Below are 11,939 nucleotides of genomic sequence, written 5' to 3'. Positions count from 1 at the left end.
CGAGCAAGCCGTTAAACATTCCGTGCTTCAGGGGTAGGCAGGCTATACTGAAGGCCTCTTTTAGCGATAGGTGAGGAGCCGTTATGAAGAAAATATCCGTCAAAAATCCGGTGGTGGAGATCGACGGCGATGAAATGACCCGCATCATCTGGCATTTCATTAAAGACAAATTGATTCTGCCTTACCTAGATCTGCAAATCGATTATTACGACTTAGGTATCGAGCAGCGCGATGCTACCGACGACCAAGTCACCATCGATGCGGCCCACGCCATTCAAAAGCACGGCGTTGGCATCAAATGCGCAACCATCACCCCGGACGAAGCGCGGGTGGCAGAGTTTGGATTGAAAAAAATGTACAAATCACCGAACGGCACCATTCGCAACATCCTGGACGGCACCGTGTTCCGCGAACCGATCATTTGCAAAAACGTGCCGCGCTTGGTGCCGAATTGGACCCAGCCGATCTGCATCGGCCGGCATGCGTTTGGCGACCAGTACCGAGCCACCGATTTCGTCACCAAAGGCAAAGGCAAGCTAAAAATCAGCTTCATGCCGGACGGCGGCGGCCCGGAGCAAAGCTTTGAGGTCTATCATTTCGAAGGCGACGGCGTCGCGTTGGCGATGTACAACACCGACGAGTCCATCGCTGGTTTCGCTCGCAGCTGTTTCAATGTGGCCTTGGATCGAGGCTGGCCGCTGTATCTTTCCACCAAAAACACCATCCTGAAAAAATACGATGGCCGCTTCAAAGACATCTTCGAAGAAATCTACCAAGCGGAATACAAAGCCTTATACGAAGCCAAAGGCATTGTCTACGAACATAAACTGATCGACGACATGGTGGCTTCAGCCTTGAAATGGAACGGCGCCTTCGTTTGGGCCTGCAAAAACTACGATGGCGATGTGCAATCCGACACGGTGGCCCAAGGTTTTGGTTCACTGGGTTTGATGACCTCCACCTTAGTCACGCCAGATGGCAAAACCATGGAAGCCGAAGCAGCTCACGGCACCGTTACCCGCCATTACCGCATGCATCAACAGGGTAAGAAGACCTCGACCAATCCGATTGCCTCGATTTTTGCCTGGACGCGCGGTTTGGCGTTTCGCGGCAAACTGGACGGCAACGCCGAGTTGATCAACTTCTGCGAAACCTTGGAAAAGGTCTGTGTCGATACCGTCGAGGCCGGGCAAATGACCAAGGATTTGGCCTTGTGTATCTACGGCGATGATTTAAACGACTCGCATTATTTAACGACCGAGGATTTTCTGGAAGCTTTGCGAGCCAATCTGGAACGCAGCCTTTCGGCGTCATGAGGCTTTTGCCGTTCGCTGGGTTTTAGTTGCAATCCCAGCGAACTTTTAAGTTGCTTACTCGCTCACAGAACACTGAGAAATCATTGCTACAATCCAGGCTAAGTTAATCACTCAGCCCATAGGTACACAAACATCATGCGCTTATTATTGGTAGAAGATGACGCCATCCTTGGTGATGGTTTAAAAGCCGGCTTGACGCTGGAAGGTTATGCGGTGGATTGGTTAATCGACGGCGCGCAGGCCGACGAGGCGCTGAAGTTGAACCACTATGATCTGGTGGTGTTGGACTTGAACTTGCCGCGCATGGACGGAATGAGCGTGTTGAAGAACCTGCGCCGGCGCAAGGACAGCACCCCGGTTTTGGTCTTAACCGCCCGCGAAGGCGTCGCCGAACGGGTGGCCGGTCTGGACAATGGCGCCGACGACTTTGTCACCAAACCGTTCGACCTAGCGGAAATTTGCGCGCGCTTACGCGCATTGGCCCGCCGCCACGATGGTCATAGCCTGCCAGTGATCGAACATAAAGGCGTTACCATCGATCCCGCCGCGCACCAGGTGTATTTCAACGGCAAGCCGGTTGATCTGGCGCAAAAAGAATTTGAAGTGCTGAGTTACCTAATGGGACATATCGGCCAGGTTATTTCCCGGGCTCGTCTGGAAGAGTCGCTCTACGCCTGGGGCTCGGAAGTGGAAAGCAATGCGGTGGAAGTACATATTCACCATCTGCGTAAAAAACTGGATAGCAACCTGATTCGGACCATCCGCGGGGTCGGTTACATCATCGACGAGAACTGATGGTCAAACATTTTCGTCTGGCGCCACGCTCCCTGAAAAAGCAGCTGCTGCTGTCGCTCCTAACCTCGCTGTTGTTGGTTTGGGGCGTTACCGCCTACTTCAGTTACAAACAAACCCGCGACGAAGTCACCGAACTATTCAACGCTGAATTAGCTCAATCGGCACGGGTGGTACACGCCTTTGTCGAGAATATGGTCCGGCAACGTGCACTGACCAAACTCTGGGAGCGCGACAAAGCTCCAGAACTGTTCGACACGCCCATCCTCGGCCACAAATACGAACGCAAAATTGCCTTTCAATTACGCTCAGTGAAAGAGGGGCTGGTGTTGCGCTCGGAAAGCGCGCCGGAATTTGCCTTATCCTTGACGCGAAACGGCTACAGCGAAACCATGCTGTATGGTCAGCTTTGGCATGTATTTAGCCTGAGTACCGAAAACGGCAATTATGTGATTCATGTCGGTCAGCGCGACGATATTCGCCGGGAATTGGTGGAAGGCATCGCCGGCCAGCAAGTGATTGGTTTTTTGATCGCATTGCCGATATTGGGCATGATGATCTGGTGGATCGTCAGCCGCACCTTGTCGCCGGTCAACCAGGTCAAGGAGCAATTGGCCAGCCGGGCAGCCGGCTTTCTGCAACCGCTGTCGGTGGATAATCTGCCGGACGAAGTATTACCGGTGGTCACGCAAATCAACAGCTTGTTTGCGATGCTGGAACAGGCTTTTGCCAACGAGCGCAATTTTACCTCCGACGCTTCCCACGAACTGCGCACGCCCTTGGCTGGTCTGTTGACGCAAATTCAAGTGGCGCAAAAAACCACCGATACACAGATGCGCGATCAGGCTTTGCAAAAAGCCCAGCAAGCGGTATCGCGGATGACGCATACGGTGCAACAATTGCTGACTTTGTCGCGAGTGCAGCATCAGCAGGCCGGGATTGCCAAGCAGTCCGTTGATGTTAACCAGGCCTTGATAGAGGTGATTTCCGATCTGGATCACGCCGCCCGCGATAAGCGTATCGATATTGAATTGCAAGGAGAGCCGGCTCTAGTGATCGTCGCCAATCCTCAGTTATTTCAAGTGTTGTTACGCAACTTGATCGATAACGCCATTAAATATTCTCCGATTGAAGGGCATATCAAAGTAGCTTGTCGCCGCGAAAACAAGCGCTTGCAGCTGACTGTGGACGACAGCGGCCCCGGTGTTGCCGACGACGATTATCAGCGCATCACGCAGCGCTTTTACCGTTGCGTGGAAACCGCCAATAGCGTTGAAGGCAGCGGCTTGGGTTTGTCCATCGTGCAGCGGATTGTGGCGTTACATGCGGCGGATATTGATTTTGCCAAGTCGGAGCTGGGTGGTTTGCAAGCACGGTTACACATGGATTTGGCCGGTTCTGCGCCTGTGAAATAGAGGCAAATTTATTCGAATCAACTGACGCCCAAGAATATGCTTGCAGCAAGACGAATGCAGTTTTGAAGAGCCAGCAGATTATCTTGCGGTCTCGTAAGTCGGGTTAGCTCGATAGCGCGTAACCCGACATTTCAACTAATGCCTAATCGGTTGCTTTTAAACTTGTCTACGACAGCGGCTTAACGAGAACACACCGACTACGCTGCCAAATAACCAAATTGCAGCCGGCAACGGTACTGCGGCCGGTTGCAAAAATCCGCGAATCTCGCCGCCGGGAAATAACGAAGTATGAATGTTGAGATAGGCTTTGCCCGCCTCCGCGCCAACTAGTAGCGCATTCAGGGCACTGCTGACGGTACCGCCGTTATTGGTGATGAATGTCGCGTTATAGCTGCTGGCAAGGCTAAGATCGAATGTTTGGTCCATACTGCCGGATGTTACGCCCAAAGGAAATCCAACAAAGCTTGGCGTTTGACTAGCGACCCCGGCAGTCGCCGCGCCCGCAACGGAAGTGCAGCAATGAATGTGAGCGGCTGTGGTATTGCCCTGCAACCCACTGAAAGAAAAATTAACCCGCATGGTGACCAAGTCCAGATCGAAAGTGACTGTACCGCTGCCAAAACCTAAAGAGCTATTGGGCGGCGCTTCGTTTGGCCCGGATAAAACGACGGCATAACTAAGTTCGTGAGCTGCCACGCCAATACTGGTTAAACTTGCCGATAGTAACGCTAGTAACAACATAATGCTTTTCATGTAAATCTCCCTAAATACCAATGCAAAATTAAAAGATTTTGTGTCAAAAAAACGTCTGCCAAATATCTCAGCCCGCTACCTTCCCCCGACAAGGCGATGGGATTGTCACTTGCTTTAATAGGTACGGTCAATCATACAATTTTTAAGTTTTTCAATGGCTAGCCATTAAACCAAGTGGGCTGGCGGCAATGCCGGGATAGGGCGATTTGGCCTTCAAACGGCGGACCGAAATTTGATCGACGCGGCTGCTATCCATTGGACTCCTGCATTGCTCGAAGTTGCGGGTGTTTCCCGGTTCTGATTTGCGCGCCAATATGATCTAATCATCGCCTTTTTTGTCAGAGAGGCGTCATACCCATGCCGAACTTGAAGGCTATATACTTGAGCGTTGCCGTGCTCACCAGCTTGGCGTCGTTTGGTTGTGGCGAGCAAAAACTTGTTACGGCGAAGCTGGCTTTAGATCAAAGTGTTCTCAGTCCTATCGACGCCAAAACGCTAGGTTTACAAAATTTGGTCAGTTTCGATGTGTATGTCGACAGGCAGACCGTGCATGCCGCCTTCGTCGCGACACCAACCGGCAGTAAGCAACCTTATATAGGCTATCTGCATTCCGAAGACGGCGGATTGCATTGGTCGCAGCCCAGCGCTTTGAGTCCGCAATTTAACCAGCCCGTAGAGGCGAAAGTCGGTAACGATATACAAATTGCTGCCGCCGGCGACAAATTGCTAATCGTCTGGCAAACTACCGGCGAATTGCCCGGCATGGGGCCGTTAGTTGCGATTTATTCCAATGACGCCGGCAAAACTTGGCAGCAAGGCGCCAAACCGACCGGCAGCGATGCCGACCAATCGCATCACGAACTATTGGCAGATACCGAAGGCCGTTTTCACGCGGTGTGGCTGGATGATAGAGACGAGAACGGTTACCAAGGTGTGCGCTATGCGCGCAGCAGCGACAGCGGCAAAAGCTGGGAGATGGCGCAGACGATAGACGATTCCAGTTGCTCGTGCTGTTGGAACCGCATGATTCTGGGTGCAGACGGTAAATTGAATACGTTGTATCGGGATATGAAACCCCGCGACATGGCGTTGGCGCAATCAGCCGATGGCGGCGCCAGTTGGCAACGCCTGAGTACGGTGGGCGAGTTCAACTGGATTTTCGACGGTTGTCCGCATAACGGTGGCGGCCTGGCGGTGGCCAGTGATGGTTCCTTGCATAGCCTGGTGTGGACCGGCGCGGACAATCAAGTTGGGCTTTATCATATGCAATCCATCGACAGTGGTAAAAGCTGGACGCCACCGCAACGGCTTGGCGAAGCCGGCGCGTTTCATGTGGACATCGCGTTCGGCGCCGGGCGCTTAGTCGCGGTGTGGGATGCACTGGGGCCGGAAGGCTCTAAAGTGTTTGTCTCGGAATCCGTCGATAATGGCGAACATTGGTCGGCAAGTAAGTTGCTATCATCCGCCGGCGCTTCGGCGACCTTCCCGCGCATCGTCGCCACGCCGACGGGCTTGTTGGCAATGTGGTTAGAGCAAACGCCCACCGGCAAGCAATGGTCGGCGGCGGTTTTACAATGATTTTTATACTTTAAGAGGTGGTCATGCCCAAGTTAGACATAACAAAAATAATAAAACCCGGCTTGTTGGCGCTCGCGTTATTCAGCCCGGTCTCAGTATTTGCGCACGCGATTCTAGTGAAATCGCAACCCGCCAAGGACGAGACCGTCACCGAATCGCCCAAGCAAATCGACCTGTGGTTTAACGACGCAGTCCGCAGCGAATACAAAGCCCTGGCCGTCATCGACAGCACCGGCAAGCGGGTGGATAACCACGACGTCGCGCAAAGTCTGACCAATGGTGCCAATATCTACGCCACTGTGCCAACACTGGCGCCGGGCACCTACACTATTCGCTACCGCGTGGTTTCCGAGGACACTCACATAGTCACCGGTAAATTCGAATTTACCGTCAAACCCTAGTCTGCATTCTTCCATCGGTTTATTTCTATGAATATTCAGCGACTTCCCGTCTTTTTTATCGCCGGGCTCGTGGCCTGCGTGGTTTTACTCAGCGGTTGCGACAAACTTGGCTTCGGTACCAAACAATCTAATGCACTGGGCAATCGTCCGGATTTGGATTGCATCATCGCCAACGATTTTTACGCGGTGCACTTCAGCGCTTACCTGCAGCCGGATAAAAACGATAAAAATCCTGATCCTAAAGCTGCGTTCGTGCCGTTTTGCCAGAAAATCCCCAGAGCCGGCAAGATGTTTTTCACTGCCGATTTGATCGACCGTGATATTCGCGCCACGCCGATTGGCATTAAATTGGTGGAAGTGGAAAAAACCGGCCAGAAGGCCCCGGATGATGTGCGCGAAATCCGCACAGTCGCCGAAATTCCTTCCAAACTGTATCCGAAAGGCGCGGTAGAAGCGCAAGCCGATGTGGATAAAACCGGCGACTACGTGCTGTACCTGTTGATCGGCGAAGCGATGGAAGACGATGATAAATTCCGCATTGCGCTGGAAGTGGGGGTCGATCCCAAGGGCGCCGATTTACCACTAGTGGCAATAGGTGGCGTGGTGGCCTTGGTGCTGCTGGTGCTGGGATTTTTGGTTTACCTGCAGAAACGTAGAAAAGCCGCGCAAACCAATGGAAATGGGGAACAGCCCTAATGACGAGCGGATGGAAAATGCTTAGGCTGTTTGCCCGCTGGCAATGCCTGCTGCTGGTTTGTTTGCTGCTGCCATCGGGCTGGGCAGCGGCGCACGCCCCTGGCCTTAGCTCAATTGATGTGACTGTCAAATCCGACCAAGTTATCGCTAAATTGACCTTTGCCCTGCAAGACATCGAAGCCTTTGCGCCGATGGATAGCGACCTGGATGCGGAAGTCAGCGCCGCGGAGCGCGAAGCGGCCAAGCCGGACATCGCCAAAATGCTGGCTGCGCAGTTGCGGGTTAATATTGATAGCGTTGATGTGCAAGCCGTGGCGCCGGGGGCTGTCGTTTACGACGAACAGAACAACGCCCATGTCGAATTTATTTTTCAATCTGTGCCGCACCAACAGTTGCTGGTGCAATCCAAGTTATTGGCCTGGCTACCTGACGGGCATCAGCAGTATGTCACAGTGCGCGACGCCGCCGGGAAAACACTGAGCGAGAAAATGCTAAGCAGGGCCGACGACCAGTTGCAATTGGCATTGTCTCCTGCCGATCAATCCGTGGCGCAAAACGATTCCCGATTTTCCGCGTTTGCCGATTTTTTGAAGCTGGGCATCGAGCACATCCTCACCGGTTACGACCACCTGTTATTCCTGTTTGCCTTGCTGGCAGTCACGCATAGTTTCTGGCCGGCGATCAAGATCGTCACCTTCTTTACCATCGCTCATTCCATCACCTTGGCGTTTGCAGGGCTTAATATCATCGAGTTACCCAGCAGCTTTGTCGAACCAGTGATTGCGTTGACAATCATTTACGTGGCGGTAGAAAACATTATACGTGGCGATCACCCCAAGGGCCGGCAATGGCTGACCTTCGGCTTTGGTTTGATTCACGGCTTTGGTTTTGCGAGTGTGCTACGGGAAATGAACATTTCCAGCGGCGACACCGGCATCTTGTTGCCCTTGCTGTCGTTTAACCTAGGCATAGAAACCGGCCAAATCGCGGTGGCGTCGGTGGTGTTGCCTATTATCTGGTGGCTAAACAACAAGCCGGCTTTTGCCGAGAAATTCTTGAAAGGTTGTTCGGCGATGGTGGCCTTGATGGGGGCTTATTGGCTCCTGGAGCGGACGGTTTTGTAAACCGCCCTTGGCTGGGTTGCCGAGCACGAGAAGAGGCAAACACCCAGTTGACCCAAGATATTAACAACTCTGGAAAGTTTGAATATCCAATGCCCTTGCCGTCTGCAAAGACGCCTGCTCCGTCAACTGTGACAGCGCAGGCGAGGAGTTTCGCATTGCGCTACCCATCCTCGAAATTTGCCATCCCAGTCCCTTAGGCCGGTTAGCGCAACGCGAAACCCATCAATCAGGCCCTCGTTTTTCGTTAAATTGTAAACAATCCCGATCTAAAGCTGTGTTTATTCGCTATTTGCAATAGAATACAAACCATCCCCTTCTCAACAGCTAGCTCTCCGGAGAATTTGACATGACTGATAAAAAAGTGACGTTAAAACAGGAAGACCAAGACCGCGTAATCGAATTACCGGTCACACCCGGCACCATGGGTCCGTCCGTCATCGATATTCGGTCTTTATACGCACAGACCGGCCATTTTACTTACGACCCCGGCTTTACCTCCACCGCCAGCTGTACTTCAAAAATCACCTTTATCGACGGCGATGCCGGCGTGCTGTTGTATCGGGGCTACCCCATCGAACAACTGGCGGAAAAATGCGATTTTCTGGAAGTCTGTTATCTGCTGCTGAACGGCGACCTACCCAACGGCTCCGAAATGAAAGGCTTTGTCACCACTATCAGCCAACATGTGATGGTGCACGAACAGCTGATCAAATTCTACAGCGGCTTCCGCCGCGACGCGCATCCGATGGCGGTATTGGTAGGCGTAGTCGGCGCGCTGTCGGCGTTTTATCACGAAGTCATGGACATCAACTGCAAGGAAGACCGGTACATCTCCGCCATCCGCCTGATCGCGAAAATGCCGACCATGGTAGCGATGTGCTACAAATACAGCATCGGCATGCCGTTTATCTATCCCAAACGCAAACTGGGCTATGCGGAAAACTTTATGCGCATGATGCACGGCGACCCTGGCGAAGATTATCTGGCCAATCCGGTGTTGGTCAGAGCGTTGGATAGAATCCTGATCCTGCATGCCGACCACGAACAAAACGCATCTACCTCCACCGTGCGACTGGCCGGATCCAGCGGCGCCAACCCTTACGCTTGCGTCGCGGCCGGTATTGCCTGCCTGTGGGGCGCGGCACACGGCGGCGCCAACGAGGCGGTGTTGAACATGCTGGAAGAAATCGGCGATGTGTCGAAAATTGGCGAATATGTCGCCAGAGCCAAGGACAAAAACGACCCATTCCGCTTGATGGGTTTTGGTCACCGGGTTTACAAAAACTACGACCCGCGCGCCAAACTAATGCGGCAAACCTGCCACGAAGTGCTGGACGAATTGAATCTGAACGACGACCGCCTGTTCAAACTGGCGATGGAACTGGAGCGCATTGCGCTGGAAGACCCGTACTTCGTCGAGAAAAAACTCTACCCCAACGTGGATTTTTATTCCGGCATCGTCCTGCGCGCTCTAGGCATCCCGACCGAAATGTTCACCGCCATCTTTGCTTTGGCCCGCTCGGTGGGTTGGATCGCGCAATGGGACGAAATGATCTCCGATCCCGAATTGAAAATCGGCCGCCCGCGCCAGTTGTATAAAGGTGTGACGACTAGGGACGTGAAATCGATTTCTAATCGGTGATAAAATAAATAGTTAAGTCCCCTATCCTTCTGGACAACTGCACATAACTTAAAGACGGGCAGCCCCTTCTCCCTCAGTACCCACTGGGCATAAAGGAGAAGGCTGGGATGAGGGGATCAATAAAGTTCTTTGCCTTATTTATTCTCCTCACCCCAACCCTCTCCAGCAGGAGAGGGGCTTAACTTAACGGTATTAACTCTAGCTCTATCCCTTAGTAAGGGGGATTTTTTGGAGGTTATTTAGCGCATTGGTTGATGACCTTCAAGAAGTAACCGCCGAGCGCTTCAACACTCTAATCTGCAAAAAATCCCAGGCAAAACGTAGTAGAAACACCGGGTTGGTGGAAAAATAACGCTTAACCAGCCGCCTATCCTTAGCCATCCGATAGCACCATTCCAAACCGCTTTTTTGCATCCACAGCGGCGCCCGCTTGATGTGTCCGGAGTGAAAATCAAAAGCCGCGCCCACCCCCAATTGCACCGGCACATGCACTCTATCCAGGTGCGCCGCAATCCATTTTTCCTGCTTGGGCGCGCCTAAGCCCACCCAGAGAAAATCCGGCCTGGCGGCGTTGATCAAATCGACCAATTGTTGATCTTCTTCTGCTGACAAGGGCCGAAACGGCGGAGAAAGCCAGCCCACAAGCTCTGCTTGCGGATAACGCTTGCGGATGTTGGCGACCAAATCCGCCAAGACCTCGTCTTTACCGCCGAGAAAAAAATGCCGCCAGCCCAACTGCTGCCCGTGATCCAGGCATTTCAACATCAAGTCCGGCCCGCAAACTCGGGTTTTTATCGGCGCTTGATGCACCAGCTTGGCGTACCAAACCAAAGGCAGGCCATCCATGGTGGACAAGGCGTTGTTGGAAATATCACGCAACTCATGATCGGTGAGACAGGCCACGGTGGTATGCACATTGGCGATACAGACCTGATGGGCTTGGCCGCTGGCGATCCACTCCTGAAATAGTTGTAACGTAAGCTCGTAATCCAGGATAGGGAAGCGTATTCCGAAAATATCTACTGACTTGATTGCTTGCATTCCGTGCTCCATCGGGCGGTTAATTGAAAAGTGATGCTTTTAATTTTGTCCCCCTAGCATCGCTATATTTGCCTCCGGAGTCAATTCAGAGCAGACCAATTCGACAAAATCAACGAGGTATCAATCAAGCACACCTGTATTCCGCCTGCGGACAATGCCATTAACTTAAGTTGAACCATAATAGATCCCTCTCCCTATGGGAGAGGGCTAGGGTGAGGGGGTAAATAATGATTTTAACCCCCTCATCCCAACTTTCTCCTTTGTGCCCTGCTGATAAGAGATTTTTAAATTTTTCGCAGCCCCCTATAAGTTTAAGGAGCGCTGCCATAGCTAAAGCGTTCAGAAAACCAGCGCGGTCAAGGTGCACAATTAACCACCAGCTCATCACTATATTGACCAACCTCGGCGTCTTTCAAGATATAAACCGCTGTATAGCGGCGCAATTCCGGCTTGCCGGCAACCAGTAAAGGCCGGTTATCGATATACGGCGGTATCGTATCCCTGGCTAAAAACAAAAACTCCGGTTCCCCCTCGCGCTGACAATAGATATTGATACCGTCGCTCTTGGATTTAACAAAATTGAGAACCACCACGCCGCCCGTTTGATCTACACCGGTCAAAACCGGTTTAGCGTCGGTAAGCTTGGTTGTATCTTCCGAGCCTATGATACCGAGCAAATTACCCAAAGCATCGGAATAAGCCGGATGCGCCTTGATGCGTCTGACTAGGGCTCTCACTCGGCTTTCGATATTATTGCGACTGGCAGTTTTAGCCGCCGTGGCATGCCTTGCTGCCGCAGAAGCGGCATTTACTTCGCTGATCTTGGTATGTAACTCCTGATTATCGCTATCGACACTAGCAATATCCTCGGCGGATAAACCAAATTCCGCCTGACGCGCGGCGAGATTGACCTTAAAACGATCATGCCAAATCAATAAATCGCTATCAGGGTGCGGAAAATAATCGGATTTAGCCATTTTGAATTCTCCATATTGTTATCAGAGGAAACCTCAAAAAATTAAGAAACCGCCTTCTCGCTCTGGGGTATGTCGTAAAAAACGAAATAGTCCCTTCTCCCCAGTACCCGCAGTGCATAAAGGAGAAGGTTAGGATGAGGGTATATAAAACACTAGTTTATTGCCTTCTCACTCTAGCCCGCTCCGATATGCCCAGTGGGAGCG

11 protein-coding genes are annotated in these 11,939 nt (G+C 52.2%); 8 read left to right on the top strand and 3 right to left on the bottom strand.

Features of this window, described 5'->3' with window-relative positions; genetic code table 11:
• Window positions 1–83: 83 nt before the first annotated feature.
• From CWO84_RS16980 to CWO84_RS16970, 3 genes are all read left to right on the top strand, one after another.
• The gene (locus tag CWO84_RS16980) at window positions 84–1,316 is read left to right on the top strand and encodes an NADP-dependent isocitrate dehydrogenase (RefSeq protein WP_033158181.1); all 1,233 of its coding nucleotides are present in this window, start codon (window positions 84–86) and stop codon (window positions 1,314–1,316) included.
• A gap of 135 nt (window positions 1,317–1,451) precedes the next feature.
• A complete protein-coding gene (locus CWO84_RS16975) occupies window positions 1,452–2,111 on the top strand; it encodes a response regulator (RefSeq protein WP_033158182.1) in 660 nt (219 codons plus the stop codon).
• The gene (locus CWO84_RS16970; RefSeq protein ID WP_033158183.1) at window positions 2,111–3,523 is read left to right on the top strand and encodes an ATP-binding protein; all 1,413 of its coding nucleotides are present in this window, start codon (window positions 2,111–2,113) and stop codon (window positions 3,521–3,523) included. Before CWO84_RS16975 ends, CWO84_RS16970 begins: the two co-directional genes overlap by 1 nt.
• 156 nt (window positions 3,524–3,679) lie before the next feature.
• Here the strand turns inward: CWO84_RS16970 and CWO84_RS16965 are convergent, their stop codons facing one another.
• On the bottom strand, window positions 3,680–4,276 hold the full coding sequence (locus CWO84_RS16965) for a CHRD domain-containing protein (RefSeq protein ID WP_033158184.1): 597 nt from the start codon (window positions 4,274–4,276) through the stop codon (window positions 3,680–3,682).
• Window positions 4,277–4,633: 357 nt separating this feature from the next.
• Here CWO84_RS16965 and CWO84_RS16960 point away from each other — a divergent pair, with 357 nt between their 5' ends.
• The 5 genes from CWO84_RS16960 (at window position 4,634) to gltA (ending at window position 9,717) form a co-directional block, all read left to right on the top strand.
• Window positions 4,634–5,854, top strand: coding sequence for a sialidase family protein (locus tag CWO84_RS16960; RefSeq protein WP_101054055.1), 1,221 nt, complete (start codon window positions 4,634–4,636; stop codon window positions 5,852–5,854).
• A 23-nt stretch (window positions 5,855–5,877) separates the two neighbouring features.
• A complete protein-coding gene (locus tag CWO84_RS16955) occupies window positions 5,878–6,255 on the top strand; it encodes a copper resistance CopC family protein (protein ID WP_033158186.1) in 378 nt (125 codons plus the stop codon).
• A 27-nt stretch (window positions 6,256–6,282) separates the two neighbouring features.
• On the top strand, window positions 6,283–6,951 hold the full coding sequence (locus CWO84_RS16950) for a hypothetical protein (RefSeq protein WP_101054052.1): 669 nt from the start codon (window positions 6,283–6,285) through the stop codon (window positions 6,949–6,951).
• Window positions 6,952–6,968: 17 nt separating this feature from the next.
• Window positions 6,969–8,075, top strand: a complete 1,107-nt coding sequence (locus CWO84_RS16945; RefSeq protein WP_240618084.1) for a HupE/UreJ family protein — start codon at window positions 6,969–6,971, stop codon at window positions 8,073–8,075.
• Between the two features lie 346 nt (window positions 8,076–8,421).
• A complete protein-coding gene (gltA, locus tag CWO84_RS16940; RefSeq protein ID WP_033158189.1) occupies window positions 8,422–9,717 on the top strand; it encodes a citrate synthase in 1,296 nt (431 codons plus the stop codon).
• A gap of 261 nt (window positions 9,718–9,978) precedes the next feature.
• Here gltA and CWO84_RS16935 read toward each other — a convergent pair whose 3' ends face one another.
• Both CWO84_RS16935 and CWO84_RS16925 read right to left on the bottom strand, forming a co-directional pair.
• On the bottom strand, window positions 9,979–10,758 hold the full coding sequence (locus tag CWO84_RS16935) for a WecB/TagA/CpsF family glycosyltransferase (protein WP_165786360.1): 780 nt from the start codon (window positions 10,756–10,758) through the stop codon (window positions 9,979–9,981).
• Window positions 10,759–11,114: 356 nt separating this feature from the next.
• The gene (locus tag CWO84_RS16925; RefSeq protein WP_101054041.1) at window positions 11,115–11,735 is read right to left on the bottom strand and encodes a hypothetical protein; all 621 of its coding nucleotides are present in this window, start codon (window positions 11,733–11,735) and stop codon (window positions 11,115–11,117) included.
• Window positions 11,736–11,939 lie beyond the last annotated feature (204 nt).

Origin of the sequence: Methylomonas sp. Kb3 (genome assembly GCF_002834115.1) — a bacterium.
GTDB lineage: Bacteria > Pseudomonadota > Gammaproteobacteria > Methylococcales > Methylomonadaceae > Methylomonas > Methylomonas defluvii.
This window is presented reverse-complemented; position numbering and strand designations above follow the sequence as displayed.